Raw genomic sequence first — 16568 nt, 5'->3', positions numbered from 1 at the left:
TCTCCGCCCGATGGCCGCGCCGCCCCGTCCGGTTTTTTGACCCCCTGGATCCGCTCGGCTACCTCCTGCGCCTTCACGAGACGAAAGGACGATCATTTGGGCGCACTCAAAGGATCCATCTCATTCTCGAAGTTCTATGTCCGCGGCGAGCTCACCGAGGGGTTCCGCGACAGGTTCGTCGAGCGAATCCAGCTCCGCGCGTTCCGGCCGCTCACGGTCGAAGAGGACGCGGAGCAGCGCGCCGGGTGGTGCTCCATCGAGAATCCGCTCGATTGCGAGCTCGATCACGGCAAGATCTTCTTCAACTCGTACATCAACCTCGGCCTCAGGACCGATCGCTGGCAGGTGCCCTCGGCGCTCTTCAAGGCGCATTTCGCCGAGGCGGAGCGGGAGCACCTCGCGAAGCGCGGGCGCGAGAAGCTCGGGCGGCGCGAGAAGGAGGAGCTCCGGGCCGTCGTGTCGAGGAAGCTCCGCGCGCAGCTCATGCCGGTGATGAAGGTCGTGGATCTGTCCTGGAACCTGGAGGCCGGCGTCGTCCGGTTCTGGAACCAGTCGCCGCGCGCGCACGAGGGGCTCTCGGAGCTCTTCGAAGAGACCTTCGAGCTCGATCTCGTGCCGGAGAGCCCGTACACGGCCGCCCGTGAGCTCGGCTTGTCGGCCGAGCAGCTGGCCGCGTTCGAGCTGCTCAAGCCCACGGTCTTCCACGCTGAATCCACCCTTCGAGGTGCCCTGTGAGCCTCGCTGAGCTGATCGAGCAGCGCCGGTTCGTCGGCCGCGAATTCCTTGTCTGGCTCTGGTTCGAGAGCGAGCTCTTTGAGGGCCGCTTCTCCCTGGACGCCCTCGGCGTCTGCGAGCTCTGGCTCGAGGGGCAGATCACGCTCGTCCAGGAGAAGGAGCAGAGCCGGCTCAAGGGCGCGGCGCCGAGCAGCGCCCCCGAGGCCCACGAGGCGCTGCGCCAGGGCAAGCTCCCGTCGCACGCGCGCGTCCGCGTCACGCGCGGAGAGCTCGAGTATGCCTTCCTGTTCAACGCCGACGCGTTCTCGCTCTCGGGCGTGAAGATCCCGAGCGTCGTCAAGGACGCCGCGGACGAGCAGTTCTACGAGCGCATGTACCTCATCGAGGAGCTCGAGACGCTCTTCACCGCGCTCTACGGCGAGTTCCTCGCGCTCCGCCTCGGCGCCGCCTGGGAGTCCGGGGTGGCGCCGTTCATCCGCACCTGGGTCCGGGGCGAGCCCGTCGACACGGCCGCGTACCAGAAGCTCCGGGGCAAGCTCGCGCCCGTCCGCGGCGCGGCGAGGTCGAGGACGACCCCGCCGCCAGCGGCGAGGCCCGAGCGCGCGGCGCGCGTGGTCGCCTGAGCGCGCCGGCCGCGGTGCGCCGGCCACGCCGCGCAGGGCCGGCGCGCTCGCGCCGCCACGTCTACTTCACCTTGTCATAGGCCTGCCTCGCCGTCGCGAGGTGCTCCCGGAGCAGCGGCAGCCCCGTGGCGGCGAAGCGCTTCACGCCGGCGTCCTTCGCCTCCTTCGCGGCCTCCTCGAACTCCTCGACGCCGTCCTCGTGGTCGCGAGCATGGGCGAGCGGGTGATCGCCTCCGGCTGGAAGGGCGAAAGGCTCCCGAGAACTGGGCCCCGGCCGATCGCTCCATCTACGGTTGGCGCCTGTGGTCGGCGAGTTCTTCAAGCGCCTCACGAACGGCGTCGTCTTCCTCCTCGCCGCCCTGACCTTCTTCCTCGTCCCCATCGGCAGGAAGACGGCCGCGCAGCACCTCGTCGCGATCGTCTCGACGCCGCCGGCCAGGGAGGCCGCCTCGGCCTTCGCCCACATCGCCCGGCGCATCGCCACCGAGGCGAGCACCGAGCTGGACAAGCTCCGCCGCCCGCCGCCCTCGCAGCGCGAGCCGAAGCCGGCGACCGCGAAGGTGAGGCCGCCGCCGTAGCCGTCCCTGCCGTCGTTGCGGGTTGATCGCGCTGGTCGGCGCGCGCCGGGGGCTCAGCCCTTGCGCGGATCCTTCACGTTCGGGTGCTCGTTGTAGAAAGCGTCGAGGCTCTCGCGGGAGATCTCCGCCTCGATATCGCCGTCTTTCAAGATCTTCGCCTGACAGCCGAGGCGGCTCGTCGACCGGACGTCGAAGGCCTTGTCGAGGATGTCCTCCTCGTCCTCCTCGGCCTCGCTGAGGAGCTCGCGCCCCTTCGTGACGTAGACGTGGCAGGTGGAGCACGCGCAGACGCCGCCGCACGCGTCGCCCTCGGGCGCGCCCACGGACTTCGACGCCTGGAGGACGGACGAGCCCACCGGGGCCTCGACCTCCCACGCGCGTCCGTGCGCCAGAAATCGGACCTTGGCCATCAGCTCCTCCTCGCCTCGACGCCGGCCTTCGCCGCGCCAGCGCCGCCCGCCTCGACCTGCGCGTGGCTCGCGTCGTCCCCGGCGTGCTCGGCCAGGTGCGCGTCCACGCCCTTCGCCGCGGCGACCTTCGCCTCGACGTCCTCGACCTGCTTGCCCGCGATCGCCCTGGCCACGGCGCGGTCCATCCGCCGCCCCGCCCACCCGTGCGTCGCCTCGTCGAGCGCCTCCGTGCGCGCCAGGATCAGCCCCGGCTTGTCCCCGCGGATCGCCGCGTCGAGGCCCTTCAGCGCGCCCTCGATCGCCTCGCGCTCGCCGGGCTCGAGCAGATCGGCGTCCGCGGAGAGCGCCTTGCGCGTCGCCATCGCCACGCGCTCGCCCTCGACCCGCGCCTCGACGAGCCGGCGCTTGAGAAGGTCCTCCTCGCCGTGGTCCAGCGCCGCGAGGAGCATGTCCTCGACCTCCTCGTCGGTCAGCCCGTAGCTCGGCTTGACCTCGACCTTCTGCTCGACCCCCGTCGTCTGCTCGCGCGCGGTCACGCCGAGCAAGCCATCGGCGTCCACGCGGAACGTCACCTCGAGCCGCGCCATGCCCGCGGGCATCGGCGGGATCCCCTTGAGCACGAAGCGCGCGAGCGAACGGCAGTCGGCGGCGAGCTCCCGCTCGCCCTGCACGATGTGCAGATCGAACCCGGTCTGGTGGTCCGCGTAGGTCGTGAAGGTCTGCCGCGCCCCCGCCGGGATCGTCGTGTTCCTCGGCAGGATCTTCTCGGCGACGCCGCCCATCGTCTCGATGCCGAGCGACAGCGGCAGCACGTCGAGCAGGAGCACCTCGTCCGCGCGATCCATCGAGCCGGCCAGGATGTCGGCCTGGATGGCGGCGCCCAGCGCGACGACCTCCTCCGGATCGATGTCCTTGAGCGGCTCCTTGCCGAAGAGGCGCGCCACGTAGTCGCGCACGTGGGGCACGCGCGTCGCGCCGCCCACGAGGATCACGCCGTCGATGTCCGCGGCCTGGACGCCGGCGTCGCGGAGCGCGCGGCGGCACGCGACGCCCGTGCGGTCCAGGAGCGGCGTGATGAGCGCGTTCAGCTCGTCGCGGGTCACGGTGACCAGCTTCGACGCCGGGCCGCCGGTCGCCTCGGCCGCCTGCACGGGCAGCTCGATCTCGATCTGCGTCGCGTCGGTCAGCGCGTGCTTGATGCTGCGGGCGGTGTCGAGCGCGAGCCGCACCACCTCGGGCGTGCGCCGCGTCGCGCCCATCTCCTCGAGCAGCCGCTCCGCGAGCGCCCTGTCCATGTCGTCGCCGCCGAGCGAGCTGTCGCCCCCCGTGGACTTCACCTGGAAGACCCCGTTGTCGAGCAGGAGGACGGTGACGTCGAACGTCCCGCCGCCGAGGTCGTACACGGCGAACAGGCCGTTCTGCTGCTTGTCGAGCCCGTACGCGAGCGCCGCGGCGGTCGGCTCGTTGAGCAGGCGCAGCACCTCCAGCCCGGCCAGCCGGCCGGCGTCCTTGGTCGCCTGCCGCTGGGCGTCGTCGAAGTACGCCGGCACCGTGATCACCGCGCCGCCCACGGAGCGGAGCTCGCGCTCCGCCGAGGTGCGGAGCTCCCTCAAGATCTCCGCTGACACCTCGACGGGCGTCACGACCGCGTCCCGCACCTTGAAGCGCACGCTCTTCGCGTCCTCGGGGCCCTTCGGCTCCGCGAACTCGTACGGCCCGAGCCGCCGCGTCTCCGGATCGTCCGCGCCGCGGCCCATGAAGCGCTTCACGCTGACGATGGTCTCGCGGGGGTGGCTCTGCGCGAGCCGCCGCGCGCTGTCGCCCACGACCGCGCGGCCGCGCTCGTCGTAGTGCACGACCGACGGCACCAGCCGCTCTCCATTGCAGTCGTCGATGACCACCGGGCGGCCGTCGCGCACGCGGGCGACGAGCGAGTTCGTCGTCCCGAGATCGATGCCGATCGGGCTGGGCCTTGCCTTGGGGTCGAAAATTTCGAGGAGGGTCATTTCAAATCTGCGAGCTCTTCTTCGATGGCGCTCACTTCTTCGAGGAACCGCCGGATGTAGCGGAGCTCGCTGAGCAAGGCGAGCACGCCATGCAGCTGCTCCGGATCATTCCCTGCGGCGGTGAAGGCGCCCTGGATCGCCGTGAGGGTCGCCTGCTCGCGCGCGAGCATCGCCTCGCCGAGCCGCGCGATCCGCGCGGGGTCGCGCCCCTTCGCCGCCTCGGCGAGCTCTTCGCGCGACTCCATCATCTCCATGAGCAGGGCGGGGGAGGCCTTCTGCTCGCCCTCCTCGCCCCGCGCGACCCCGGCGCGCTGGAGCAGCGCCTCGGCCCGGCGGATCGGATCCCTGAGCACGCGCAGGGCGTCGTTCGCCTCGATCGCGCGGCCGAGCGCGAGCCGGCGCTCGGCCGCGGGGGCGCCCGCGTAGCGATCGGGGTGGAGCGCGCGCGAGAGATCGCGGTGGCGCTGCTCGAGGGCGCGCAGGTCGAGGTCGAACCGCGGCTCGACGCCCAGGGTATCGAAGGGATCGGTCATGGCGTGCTCTGGGGGGAGGCGCCTTGGAGACGGGGCGGGCGCTCCCAGCGGCGGCTCAGGCCACCGTGAACGAGTGCCCGCAGCCGCAGCGCGTCGCCTCGTGCGGGTTCTTGAACTTGAAGCCCTGGTACATGAGCGTCTTCTCCCAGTCGAGCACCGAGCCGCCCAGGTAGAGGATGCTCTTCTTGTCGCAGAAGACGCGCACGGTCGCCTTGTCCGGCTCGGCGAACTCCAGGACGAGGTCGCCGGACCGGGGCGGCTTGTCCTCGAACTCGATGACGTAGGAGAACCCGGAGCAGCCGCCGCCACGGATCCCGACCCGGATGGCGCCTTCGGGCGTGCCGCGCTTGGCGAGCTGCGCCCGGATGGCCTGCACCGCGGCGTCGCTCACCGAGAGCGTCCGCTTCGGCTTCGCCTCCGCCTCGCCCGAGGCCCCGTCGCTGCGCGCGGGCGCGGCGTCAGCGGTCGTGGTGGGCGCGGCGTGCGGACCGGTGTCCGCCGGCTTGGTCGTGGTCTGCTCACTGCTCTGCATGCGTCGTTCCTTCTCCGGTTCCGGTTCCGGTTCCGGTGCTGTGGGCCGCCTCCGCCCCGAAGCCCCGGCGCTGTTACTCCGCGCTCGCCGTCGCGGCGGCCGGGGCGGGGACCGAAGGCGCCGCGCCCGCGAGCTCCTTCTTCGCCTGCTGCTTGGCGCGGAAATCGGCGATGGCGCTCTTGATCGCGTCCTCGGCGAGGACCGAGCAATGGATCTTCACCGGAGGCAGGTGGAGCTCCTCGGCGATCATGCTGTTCTTGATCGTCTCGGCCTCGTCGATCGTCTTGCCCTTCAGCCACTCGGTGGCGAGCGACGACGATGCGATGGCCGACCCGCAGCCGAACGTCTTGAACTTCGCGTCCTCGATGACGCCGCCCTCGCCGACCTTGATCTGCAAGCGCATGACGTCGCCGCAGGCCGGAGCGCCGACGAGCCCGGTGCCGACGTGCTCATCATTCTTGTCGAGCGTGCCGACGTTGTGGGGGTTCTCGTAGTGCTCGATGACCTTATCGCTGTATGCCATGGCTCTCTCCTCGACCGTTTCCTTTCGTCTCGAAACCTTGCTCTGTCGGGCCGGCGGCGCCCGCGCCGCTCGTCAGTGGGCCGCCCACTGCACGGTGTTCAGGTCGATCCCCTCCTTGTGCATCTCGTAGAGGGGCGACATGTCACGCAGCTTGTTCACCTTCCGGATCACGAGGTCAGCCACGTAGTCGACCTCCTCCTCGGTGGTGAAGCGCCCGAGCCCGAACCGGATGGACGAATGGGCGAGGTCGTCGCCGATGCCCATCGCGTGGAGGACGTAGGAGGGCTCCAGGCTGGCGCTCGTGCACGCCGAGCCGCTCGAGACCGCCACGTCCTTGATCGCCATCATCATGGCCTCGCCCTCGACGAAGCTGAACGACACGTTGAGGTTGCCCGGCAGCCGCCGATCGGGCGAGCCGTTCAGCTGGATGGCGTCGAGCTCCTTCCAGAGCCGGCTCCTGAGCCGCTCGCGCAGCGACAGGATGCGCGCCGACTCCGCCTCGCCCTCCTCCATGAGGATCTCGGCTGCCCTGGCGAACCCGACGATGCCGGGCACGTTGAGCGTGCCGGACCGCATGCCGAACTCGTGGCCGCCGCCGTCCATCTGCGCGGTGATGCGGACGCGCGGCTTCGACCTCCGCACGTACAGGAAGCCGATGCCCTTCGGGCCGTAGATCTTGTGGGCCGTCACCGACGCGAGGTCGACCCCCATCTGCTCGACGTTGAACGGGACCTTCCCGACCCCCTGCACCGCGTCGGAGTGGAGGAGGATGCCCTTCGATTTCGTGATCTTTCCGATCTCGGCGATGGGCTGGACCGTGCCGACCTCGTTGTTGGCCAGCATGATCGAGACAAGGATCGTCTTGTCGGTGATCGCCCGGGCGACGTCGTCCGGGTCGACCATCCCGTACTTGTCGACCTTGAGGTAGGTGACCTCGTAGCCCTGCTTCTCGAGCCGCTTGCAGGTGTCGAGCACCGCCTTGTGCTCGATGACGCTCGTGATGATGTGGTTGCCCTTGTCCTTGTAGAACTCGGCGACCCCCTTGATGGCGATGTTGTCGCTCTCGGTCGCGCCCGAGGTGAAGACGATCTCCTTCGGGTTCGAGGCGCCGATGAACCTGGCGAGCGTCTCGCGAGCGTGGCCGACCGCCTCCTCGGCCGTCCAGCCGAAGACGTGGCTCCGGCTCGCGGCGTTGCCGAATTTGCCGTTGAAATACGGCAGCATCACGTCGAGGACACGCTGATCGACGGGCGTCGTCGCGTGGTAGTCCATGTAGATCGGAAGCTGGATAGCCATGGTGTTTCTCGCTCAGCGGTGATTCGAGCCGTGGCGGCAATGCCCATTGCCGCGGATCCCGGCGACGAGCTCGGGCTCAGCCGTGCTCTTGTCGTGGAGGTTACAGTTCGTACAGGCGGCGACGAGCTCTGCCGGGTCGCACGCCTCGCAGGTGTCGAGGTAGGCGAGGCTCGCCACGAGCTCGTGCTCGAGGGTCTTGAGGTGCGCGACCTGCTCCCGCACCTCTTCGAGCTTCTGCTGGTAGACGTGGCGGATCTGCGCCATCGCGCCGGGGGCCGAGGGGGACGACTCCCAGGTCGAGACGATCTGCTGGATCTGGCTCAGCGACAGGCCGAGGTCGTGGAGCTTGCCGATCCACCGGACGCGGGTCAGGGCCGCGTGATCGTAGAGCCGGTAGCGCCCCTTGGAGCGGGCGTGCGGCGTGAGCAACCCCACCTCTTCGTAGTGGTGGATCGCCCGCACGGTTTTCCCGGTTGCCTTGGCGATGTCCCCCACCTGAAGGAGGCGCTCCTCGTCCTCGGCACCACCGAGAGCCCCCATCAGGTCGTCCGTTCGGGACGTGCTGGACGTGACGGGCCCCGCGATGCTTTGCTCGTGGGCTAGCGGAAGGTGGTGGCGGGTGGTCATCGGGTGGTCAACGGCCCGTCGCGATCGAAACCGTGCTCGGTTGAAACCATGACCCTTACGTGCGCGTGAGGGTTGGGGACCTTGTAGGTCGGAGCGCCAAGACTGTCAACCGGGTCGTACGGGGCCAGCGTGAAACAGCGGAAGGAGGCGGAATCGGCGGCCGCTCGAGATGCCGGAGGAGCAACGTCCCGGGCCACCGGCCGCGGCCGCGAGAGGCGGCCGCGCCGCGGCGGGTCGGGTCAGCGGGAGGGCGCGCCTGCAGAGCCCGCCGCCACCGCCCTGTGCCGAGGCAGGCTGACTGCTTTCCTGGGATCGCGGGCCGTTCGGTGACGATCCGGCGCTGTCGGCGCGGCGCTCGGCGAGCGGGCGTTCCCGCCATCCATCGCCGGACAGGTATGGTATCACCTCCGCGACGATAGCGACGCGATGGCAGACAAGAAACGAATCCTGTTCGTGGGCTCGTTCAATCCCCCGGCTGACGGGAAGATGGGTGGGCAGTACTTTGCTTGTCGCTCTCTGATCGAGAGCGATCTGAAAGACGATTTCGATTTCCTCCTCGTCGACTCCACCCTCGACAGCATCCGGGTGCAATCGGTGCGCCGCAGGCTGCACAGGATCGCGCCGAGGGTGCTGAGGTGCGTCAGGGCGCTGCTCTTCTCGAGGGTGGATGCGGTCCTCTTGTTCTCGAGCTCGGGGCTGAGCTTCGTCGAGAAGGGGTCGATCGGGCTCCTCGGCAAGCTGCTCGGCAAGAAGGTCGCCATCTTCCCTCGCTCGGGGCCGATCGTCGACAACGTCGCCAGGAGCAGGCTGTACCGGTCGTACCTGAGCGCCGTCGTGAGATCCTGCGATGTCGTGATATGCCAGAGCGAAACCTGGCGGAGCTTCTTCCAGAGCCTGGTCCCCGAGAAATATGGGGACAAACTCGTCGTCATCGAGAACTGGCTGCCCGACTCCAGCTTCGGCGACGTGGAGCACAAGGCATACCCTCGAGCCATGGACAGGCCCTTGAGGCTGCTCTATTTCAACCGGATCGAGCGGCAGAAGGGTATTTACGACTTTCTCGAGGCCATGCTCCTCTTGCAGCGGGCGAACGCCTCGGTCAGCGCCAAGATCTACGGAGACGGAAGCGAGCTGGACGACGTGCGCAGGTTCATCTCCGAGAACCAGCTCGAGAACACCGAGTACATGGGCTGGCTCTCGACGGACAAGAACGAGGTCATCTCGTCCTTCGATCTGTGCGTGTTCACCTCGCACAGCGAAGGGTTCCCGAACGCCTTGCTGGAGGTCATGGCCCTCGGGGTCCCCGTCGTGTCCAGCAGGGTGGGGGCCGTGAACGATCTCGTCGTGTCCGGGAGAAATGGGCTCCTCGTGGACGTCGGGAGCCCGGGGCAGATCGCCGAGGCGGTCCTGACCGTCCTCCGCGAGCCGGCGCTGCTGGAGGAGTTCTCGCGGCGCTCGCTCGAGAGGGTGAGGCAGACCAACAGGATGGGTCATGCCGTGACCAAGTTCAGAGACCTGTTGTCGACGCTATGAAGAACCCTTCTGTGCTGCTGTATCGGCTGGGAAACTTCTTTTATCGGAACAACCTGACCTTCGTCGCCACGCTCATCACGTGGTTGAACAGGTTCGTGTTCGCGGTCTTCGTCCCCTCCTCGGCCACGATCGGGGCAAATTTCAGGCTCGCTTACTGGGGGCTCGGGGTCGTGATCCACACGAGGACGGTCATCGGCGACAACTGCCTCATCTGCCAGAACGTCACGATAGGGAGAAACTTCGGCAGCCAGGGCGTCCCACGCCTGGGCAACGACGTCTATGTCGGAGCGGGGAGCGCCATATTCGGCGACATCACCATCGGGGATAACGTGATCATCGGCGCCAACAGCGTCGTGAACAAGGACGTGCCGTCCAACTCCGTCGTCGCCGGGAACCCGTTCAGGATCATCGCGTCCGACAGGAAGCTCAAGTACTACGAGCTGGATAACCCGAGCGCCTGATCCGCAGGATCGGGTCGGCTCGACCGGGTGACCGGGCGCATCTCCGTGCGTGCCCGGTTCCATGGCGCGCGTGGCCCGTGCGGGCCCGCATGGCCACGGGCGTGCTGGCTTCGCCCGGCCGGGGAGCGCCCGGGGTGCCGCGCTGCGACAATTCGTCCAGATTTGTCCTGGACCGAGCTGGGAAACCGTGATTCCTTTCGCGAGGCATCCGCCCCGCCGGCGGCCCTGCCCTAGCGAGGACGTGATGAGCAACGCGGCTTCGTCGGCCGGAGACAAGGCAGGAAAAGCGCATTGGAATCAAGTGTGGTCGAACCGGTCGCTCCCAAAGCCGGTGGATCCGCACGCGCGTGGGTTTCGGCAATACGTGCGCCAGGCATTTCATCGGGAGTTCGTTCGCGCGTTCGAGGGCATGGACACGAAGGGGCAACGCCTGCTGGAGATCGGCTGTGGTCGTTCCGCCTGGCTCCCCTACCTCGCGCGTGAGTTTGGCTTTCAGGTCAGCGGGCTCGACTATACCGAGATTGGCTGCGCGCAGGAGCGGGACATCCTCGCGAGCGCAGGCATCCCTGGAGAGATCGTGTGCGCCGATCTGTTCGAGCCGCCGGAGCGCTTCGTGGGCGCCTTCGACGCGGTGGTGTCGCTCGGCGTGGTCGAGCACTTCGAGGACACGGCGGGCTGCCTCCGCGCATGCGCGCGCTACCTGCGCCCAGGCGGGCGCATCGTCACGGAGATCCCGAACATGCGCGGGCTCGTGGGGTGGGTGGCCAAGGTCACCGACAGGCCCACCTACGACGTTCATGTTCCGCTGGACCGCGAGGCGCTGGTGAAGGCGCATCGCGACGCGGGCCTCCATGTGCTGCGGAGCGACTACATCCTTCCGCTGGACGTCAGCCTCTTCGGCGTGGGCAGCATCGGGTCGCGCTGGCTCCGCCTACCGGCGGTCGGCGCTGCCTCCGCCGTTGCTGAGCTCGTCTGGGCGCTCGACGCGCGCGGCCTGGCTCCCCGACCGAACGCCGTCACGTCCCCGTACATCTTCTGCGTCGCCGAAAAGAGCTGATGGCCCGACTCCATCACACCATGGAGTCTCGGGCCAGAAAGCGCACACCAGGCGCGGGATCCAGCGCTGCTTCGGAGCGCCACGCGCCTCGCGAGGGGCTCCAAGCGCTGCGGGGACGAGGAGGGCCGCCGAGGCCACGTCTCTGTTTCGATGAAGGCGTTTCCGCTTTCACGGCAAACCCTGCTACGGCCGAGGCCGGCATAACGACATTGTCATCAGGGCGACGCACCACGGTAAACACTCACAGGTAAAATTGTACAATGTGACTGTAAAATGTAAGCAACGGAGGAAAGTTCCAGACCCTCGCCGGATTCCAAAGCCTGCTCCTGGGTTGTTCCGTGTGCTGACTTGGGGTACTAGGTGCGCACCAACAACGGGCTGTCCGCCATGGTGATGAGCTATGAATGCCGCCCGCCGCGCCGCACCTTAGGGGTGCGGGATTTCCAGAGGAGCGAGCGATGGTAAGTACGCTCACGGCGGTTATTCTGGCGCTGGTGCTCTCGTGGGCAGCGACGCCGCTCGCGCGCCGTTTGGCGGTGACGGTGGGGGCAGTGGATGAACCGACCGCGCGACGCGTACATACGCGGTGCGTCCCGCGCCTGGGCGGGCTCGCGATCGTGGCGGGTTTCGTGCTGCCGCTGTTCATCCTGGCCGCGCTGGGGACGCAGATCGGGCTGATGTGGTTCTCGCAGCACTCGCTGGTGGTGGGGCTGCTGGCTGGAGGGCTGGCGATCGCCGCGGTCGGCGCCTGGGACGATACGAAGGGAATGCGCGCGCGGCACAAGCTGGCCGCGCAGGTCCTCGTCGCGTCGATCGCCTGGGCCTTCGGGCTCCGCCTCGAGTGCGTGACGCTGCCGTACTTCGGGCATGTATCGTTCTGGCCGCTCTCGTTCCTGGTGACGATTCCGTGGTTCGTCGCCATCATCAACGCGGTCAACCTGATCGACGGGCTCGACGGGCTCGCGGCGGGCGTCGGCTTCTTCGCCTGCGTCGCGAACTTCATCACCGCGTACCTCGGCGGCTACCCCGGCAACATGGTGATCTGCCTGCTCGCGGCGACGCTCGCGGGCGCGATCGTGGGGTTCCTGTTTCACAACTTTCACCCCGCGACGATCTTCATGGGGGACACCGGGAGCATGTTCCTTGGGTTCATGCTGGCCGCGATCCCTCTCTTCGGCGTGGGCACGCACAAGGGCGGCACCGCGCTCGCCGTCATGGTGCCGCTGCTCGCGCTGGGCCTGCCGATCTTCGACATGATCTCGGCGATGGTGCGGCGTTATGTCGCTCGCCGGCCGATCTTCGCCGCCGATCGTTCGCACATCCACCACAAGCTGCTCGACAAGGGCCACTCGCATCGCAGCGCGGTGCTGATCCTGTATGGGCTCAGCCTGCTGTTCACCGTGGTCGCGCTGGTGGCGTATGTCGGTCGCTCGCTCGAGATCGGGTTCGCCCTCGTCGCCTGCAGCGTGGTGCTCTTCATCGTGGTGCGCACGGCGGGCTCGCTCCCGCTCTTCGGGGCGCAGCCGCAGGACCCCCGGCGCCCCCGCGAAGCCGCCGTGGAGGCGCTGCGCCGCGCTGTGCCGTGGGCGCTGATGGAGATCGAGGCCGCGAGCGGCGTGGACAAGCTGCGCCCGGTGCTCGAGCGCTTCGCCGAGGAGGCGAAGCTCGTCGCGCTCGAGGTGAGCTCCGCCGGGGCCAACGGCAGCGCGCGCGTGAAGCCCTGGAGCTGGGCGCAGGACGCGGCGACGCCGCAGCAGCTCCGCGAGGCGGTGGTCGCGGTGTTCCCGATCAAGCTCGAGGGCGAGACCGTCGAGCTGCGCTTCCGCTGGGACAGCGAGGAGTGCGCGGTCAATCCGCAGGCCGACATGCTGCTGCAGCTCGTCGTGGACTCTGCAGAGCGCCTGCTGCTGCGCCGGCCGCCGCCGCGCGCTCGGGACTCGCGCCCGCATGGGCGCTTCTCGGTGGTGTGAGGGGCCGCTATCCCGCGCTGATGTGTTCGTGCCGCCGGACTGATTGAGGAGATATCGTGGATATTGCCCGCAAGATCGTTGGTCTCAACTGCAAGACGAACGAGCTCTATTATCGTTTCAGCGATCATGCGCATTACTGGAAGGTCTATCAGGGCATCGTGGACGAGGCGGTCGCGCCGGCGACGGACATCATCCACCTCGGCTGCGGGCCGCTGTGGTTCGGAAAGGTCGCGACGGTGCCTCTCGACGGCAAGACCATCTACGCGGTCGATCCGGATGAGGCGGCGCTCGCGCGCAACCCGGCGCAGCGGCATATCTGCGCGTACGGCGAGTCGATCCCGCTGCCGGACGGCTGCGCGGACGTGATCGCCGCGGACCACCTGCTCGAGCACCTCGAGCGGCCCGAGGCGGTGCTGCGCGAGGCGCACCGTCTGCTGCGGCCGGGGGGGCGGTTCGTGTTCACGGCGCCGAACCTCCTCTCCTATTCGGGCCTCGCGACCCACCTCACGCCGCACTGGTTTCATACGCTCTACGTCGGGCTCCTGCGCGGGACGAGCGGCAGCGGCAATGCCAAGCCGTACCCGACGTACTTCCGCATGAACACGGTCTGGGCCGTGAAGCGCCTCGCGAAGGCCGCGGGCTTCCGCGTCGACAAGCTCGCTACCGGGGTCGACCACCCGAGCTATACGGTGTTGATCCCCGGGCTCCACCAGGCTGCGCTGGCGCTGCACCTCGTGCTCGACAAGGTCGAGGCCCTCGCGCCTTTTCGCATCACGCTCACAGGCAGCCTCGTGCGCGAGTAGCGCACGAAGACGCGCCCGCTCTAAAAGCGGATGCGAAAGCCGCTGCGCCAGGCGTCGCGCACGTCGCCGCGTCCGGAGAACACCGTGGCTGCCTGGGGCTTCCGGAAGCAGGGGTGCCATACGCCCGGGCTCCGCTCGGGCGTGAGCTGGATGCCCTCGATCTCGATGGCCTGGCGTCGCAAGGTGGCCTCGTCGAGCCTGAGCCGGGAGCAGGCGCTCGTCCTGCCGCCGAGGATGTCGTCGAGGACCACGAGCTCCCGAGCGGACAGCTCCACCGTCCGGCGATGCCGGGGGGCTCCGGGGAGAGCGCGATACCCGTCGTGTTCAGCCTCGACGGCGACGTGCGCCGAGGCGCGCTCGAGCCTGCGCACCCCGGCGCGCGCCCGGCGGCCGACGCGGAAGGCGCTCCACACCTCGCTCGAATCCATGTCGCCGAGCTCCACCGTGTTGTGGGCGCGCGTGGAGCGGGTGGTCTGCCGGTCGCCGTCGGTCTTGTAGCTGGAGACCCCGTAGTCGACGACAGCGCGCTCTCCGTGGAGCCATAGCTCGAAGGTGAGCGCGTCCGCGTGCACGTGCCCGGGCTGATAGGGGGCTCCATCCATCCCCGCGTCGAGCGCGAGCCAGGCCCGGTCGCCGAACCGCAGGATCACCCAGCCGGTGGCCGCGAGGTGGTCGAGCGACGGCGTGTCGTCCGGTGGCGCGCCGGGGGCTCCCCGCCCGCCGCCGGAGGCCCTGCCCGGCGTGAAGAGGCCGAGGTCCTCGCCGAGGGCGAGGACGTGGTCGAGCTCGGGCGCGGCGTCGAGCGACGCATCGTTGAAGAGCGGGTACGAGCCGTCCGGCGCGCGCACGGCGGCGGCCCACTCGAGGGCCCCCTCCGCCGTGGTCCTCCAGCGCTCGGGCACCTCGCGGCCGGCCGCCTGCGCGAGCTCGATGGCCTCGAGCAGCCCGGCCGTCAGCGCGAGGTGGTACGACGCGGAGAGCTCGAAATGGCCGCCGTCCGCGAGGAACTGCTCCGGCAGCTGCCACGCCAGGATCGCGGAGCCGAGCCGCCACCACGCCTCGGCCTCGGGCCCGTGGGCCACGGCGCCGCCGCACACGAGCCCTATCGCGTTCTCCAGGAGGTGATTGGCGAGCAGGTGAAGCTCGAGGCCGAGCGCGATGGCCCGACACGCGCGCGCCAGCTCGGCAGAGAGCCCGGGGCGGCCGAGGCGCGCCGCCGCCGCGAGCCGGCGGGCGCGCACCGACGCGGGAAACGGGTGTGACGCGATCGGGTCGTCCCACGCGCTCGGGGCGGGGAGGGTCGGCTCGGCGCCGAGCTCATAGCCGTAGGCGCGCTCGTAGGCGTGCAGGAGCGACCCTTCGGGAATTGCGGCCAGCCGCGCGCGCCCGCGCTCCTTCTCGGCGTCGGCGAAGGCCGCGAACCGCGGGCTCGACGGGGCAAAGCCCGGCCGGAGGCGAGGCGCCAGCGCCGCGCTCGGCCCCCCGCCGAGCGCGCGGTGGCCGAGGGCGATCGGGCGGGCGAGGACCTGCAGCGGATGGAGCTGGACGAGGGTGCGGGCGATCCGCGGGAGGTTCATCGCTCGCTCCTGCTCTGGCCTTCACGAGAGCGCGAGCGGCAGAGCACGCGCTCCAGCACATCGACATACTCGCGCGCGAGCATGTCGCGCTCGAACGAGCGCATCACGTAGGCCCGCCCTGCCGACCCCATGCGCCTTCGCCGCTCTGGATCGGAGGCGAGCTCGACGATCGCCCGGGTCATGGCCTGTACGTCTTCCGGGGGAGCGAAGACGCCGGCGCTCGCCTCCTCGACGATGGACCGCGCTTCGCCGTCGACCGAGATCACGATGGGCCGCTCCATGGCGAGGATCTCGAAGATCTTGGACGGGATGACCGTCTGAAAGAGCTCGGTCTTGCGCAGAGGAACCAGGCAGATATCGGCGGTCGCATACACCTCGGTGACCGCATCGCGCGGGAGGGCGCCGAGGAACGTCACGTTGGAGAGCCCGAGCTCCCGGGCGCGCGCCTCCAGGCTGGCCCGCTCCGCCCCCTCGCCGACGAACAGGAAGCGAATGTCGTCGCGCGCGCGCAGGCCGCTCGCCACGTCGAGCACGGCGGAGAGGCCGTGCGCCATGCCGTGCGTCCCCACGTACGCCACGACGAGGCGGTCGCCGAAGCCGAGCTTCTCCCGGAGCGGCGTGTCGCGCGAGGCGGGGGTGAAGCGCCCGAGGTCCACGCCGTTCCTGATGACGTCGATCTTGTCGGCGGGGACTCCTCGCTGGATGAGCCGCTCCCGGAAGCTCTGCGTGACGACCACGATCCCGTCGGACGCCTCGTAGAGGTGCTCCTCGACGCGCGTGAGCCCGCGCACGACCGCGTGCCCGGCCGACAGCGCGCCCACGGCCACGATCGACTCGGGCCAGAGGTCGCGCACCTCGAACACGAACGGCATCCCGCGGAGCCTGGAGAGCCCGTAGCCGGCCACGGCCGCGAGGAACTGGGGGCTCGTCGCGATGAGGACGTCGGCCTGCGGTAAACCGATCTGCGCGAGCGAGAGCGCAGACAGGGCGAAGGACCCATACGCGAGCGAGCGGCGCACCTTGCCCCGGTTGGCGGCGGCGTAGATCCAGGTGCGGAGGACCCGGACCCCGTGGAAGTCCTCCTCCACGCGGAGCCGACCTCGATAGGCAGCCGGGATCACCCCTGTCGGGTGGTTCGGCATGCCCGTCAGGACCGTGACCTCGTGTCCGGCACGCCGCCAGGCCCGGGCGAGCTCGGAGACACGCGCGGCGGGGGCCCCCGACTCGGGGGGAAAGTAGGGAGAGACGTAGAGGATGCGCATGAGGGCTTCAGGAGGTCCGTGCGTGGGAAGCGAGCTTCGCTG

General features: G+C 69.3%; 18 protein-coding genes. 8 read left to right on the top strand and 10 right to left on the bottom strand.

The features are described 5' to 3' along the window. The first annotated feature begins 96 nt into the window (after nt 1–96). The gene (locus WMF11_RS40920) at nt 97–735 is read left to right on the top strand and encodes a hypothetical protein (protein ID WP_437904532.1); all 639 of its coding nucleotides are present in this window, start codon (nt 97–99) and stop codon (nt 733–735) included. Next, nucleotides 732–1358, top strand: coding sequence for a hypothetical protein (locus tag WMF11_RS40915; protein WP_437545257.1), 627 nt, complete (start codon nt 732–734; stop codon nt 1356–1358). The genes WMF11_RS40920 and WMF11_RS40915 overlap by 4 nt, the downstream gene beginning before the upstream one ends. 61 nt (nt 1359–1419) lie before the next feature. On the opposite strand, the gene WMF11_RS40910 is transcribed toward WMF11_RS40915, so the two are convergent. Beyond that, the gene (locus WMF11_RS40910) at nt 1420–1680 is read right to left on the bottom strand and encodes a DUF4142 domain-containing protein (RefSeq protein ID WP_437904531.1); all 261 of its coding nucleotides are present in this window, start codon (nt 1678–1680) and stop codon (nt 1420–1422) included. Here WMF11_RS40910 and WMF11_RS40905 point away from each other — a divergent pair. After that, entirely contained in the window at nt 1661–1936 is a 276-nt protein-coding gene (locus WMF11_RS40905) for a hypothetical protein (protein WP_437741649.1), read from the top strand. The two genes, WMF11_RS40910 and WMF11_RS40905, sit on opposite strands and share 20 nt — an antisense overlap. Nucleotides 1937–1989: 53 nt before the next feature. Here WMF11_RS40905 and WMF11_RS40900 read toward each other — a convergent pair whose 3' ends face one another. The 7 genes from WMF11_RS40900 to WMF11_RS40870 form a co-directional block, all read right to left on the bottom strand. Then, the gene (locus WMF11_RS40900; protein ID WP_437295123.1) at nt 1990–2346 is read right to left on the bottom strand and encodes a 2Fe-2S iron-sulfur cluster-binding protein; all 357 of its coding nucleotides are present in this window, start codon (nt 2344–2346) and stop codon (nt 1990–1992) included. Continuing rightward, entirely contained in the window at nt 2346–4352 is a 2007-nt protein-coding gene (hscA, locus tag WMF11_RS40895) for a Fe-S protein assembly chaperone HscA (RefSeq protein ID WP_437974630.1), read from the bottom strand. Before hscA ends, WMF11_RS40900 begins: the two co-directional genes overlap by 1 nt. Next, nucleotides 4349–4885 carry a Fe-S protein assembly co-chaperone HscB gene (gene hscB, locus WMF11_RS40890; protein ID WP_437974629.1) on the bottom strand — a complete coding sequence of 179 codons (537 nt, stop codon included), beginning with the start codon at nt 4883–4885 and terminating at the stop codon, nt 4349–4351. Before hscB ends, hscA begins: the two co-directional genes overlap by 4 nt. 55 nt (nt 4886–4940) lie before the next feature. After that, nucleotides 4941–5417 (bottom strand): HesB/IscA family protein, encoded by a 477-nt coding sequence (locus tag WMF11_RS40885; protein WP_437545247.1) that lies wholly within the window; start codon nt 5415–5417, stop codon nt 4941–4943. A 73-nt stretch (nt 5418–5490) separates the two neighbouring features. After that, the gene (gene iscU, locus WMF11_RS40880) at nt 5491–5940 is read right to left on the bottom strand and encodes a Fe-S cluster assembly scaffold IscU (protein ID WP_437904528.1); all 450 of its coding nucleotides are present in this window, start codon (nt 5938–5940) and stop codon (nt 5491–5493) included. Between the two features lie 72 nt (nt 5941–6012). After that, a complete protein-coding gene (locus tag WMF11_RS40875; RefSeq protein WP_437555576.1) occupies nt 6013–7230 on the bottom strand; it encodes an IscS subfamily cysteine desulfurase in 1218 nt (405 codons plus the stop codon). A gap of 18 nt (nt 7231–7248) precedes the next feature. Further along, on the bottom strand, nt 7249–7776 hold the full coding sequence (locus WMF11_RS40870; RefSeq protein ID WP_437545243.1) for a MerR family transcriptional regulator: 528 nt from the start codon (nt 7774–7776) through the stop codon (nt 7249–7251). A 513-nt stretch (nt 7777–8289) separates the two neighbouring features. Between WMF11_RS40870 and WMF11_RS40865 the strand changes: the two genes are divergently transcribed. From WMF11_RS40865 to WMF11_RS40845, 5 genes are all read left to right on the top strand, one after another. Next, complete coding sequence (locus tag WMF11_RS40865) at nt 8290–9396, top strand: glycosyltransferase family 4 protein (protein ID WP_437974628.1); 1107 nt, start codon at nt 8290–8292, stop codon at nt 9394–9396. Continuing rightward, a complete protein-coding gene (locus tag WMF11_RS40860) occupies nt 9393–9857 on the top strand; it encodes a serine O-acetyltransferase (protein WP_437904526.1) in 465 nt (154 codons plus the stop codon). The genes WMF11_RS40865 and WMF11_RS40860 overlap by 4 nt, the downstream gene beginning before the upstream one ends. 364 nt (nt 9858–10221) lie before the next feature. Next, nucleotides 10222–10914, top strand: coding sequence for a class I SAM-dependent methyltransferase (locus tag WMF11_RS40855; protein WP_049876490.1), 693 nt, complete (start codon nt 10222–10224; stop codon nt 10912–10914). A 404-nt stretch (nt 10915–11318) separates the two neighbouring features. Continuing rightward, the gene (locus WMF11_RS40850) at nt 11319–12884 is read left to right on the top strand and encodes a glycosyltransferase family 4 protein (protein ID WP_437974627.1); all 1566 of its coding nucleotides are present in this window, start codon (nt 11319–11321) and stop codon (nt 12882–12884) included. Nucleotides 12885–12940: 56 nt separating this feature from the next. Then, on the top strand, nt 12941–13687 hold the full coding sequence (locus WMF11_RS40845; protein ID WP_437904524.1) for a class I SAM-dependent methyltransferase: 747 nt from the start codon (nt 12941–12943) through the stop codon (nt 13685–13687). Nucleotides 13688–13707: 20 nt separating this feature from the next. On the opposite strand, the gene WMF11_RS40840 is transcribed toward WMF11_RS40845, so the two are convergent. Together WMF11_RS40840 and WMF11_RS40835 are read right to left on the bottom strand one after the other, a co-directional pair. Further along, entirely contained in the window at nt 13708–15264 is a 1557-nt protein-coding gene (locus WMF11_RS40840; RefSeq protein ID WP_437974626.1) for a heparinase II/III domain-containing protein, read from the bottom strand. Next, on the bottom strand, nt 15261–16526 hold the full coding sequence (locus WMF11_RS40835; protein ID WP_437974625.1) for a glycosyltransferase family 4 protein: 1266 nt from the start codon (nt 16524–16526) through the stop codon (nt 15261–15263). Before WMF11_RS40835 ends, WMF11_RS40840 begins: the two co-directional genes overlap by 4 nt. Between the last annotated feature and the right edge of the window lie 42 nt (nt 16527–16568).

Origin of the sequence: Sorangium sp. So ce295 (assembly GCF_051527405.1) — a bacterium.
GTDB lineage: Bacteria > Myxococcota_A > Polyangia > Polyangiales > Polyangiaceae > Sorangium > Sorangium cellulosum_B.
This window is presented reverse-complemented; position numbering and strand designations above follow the sequence as displayed.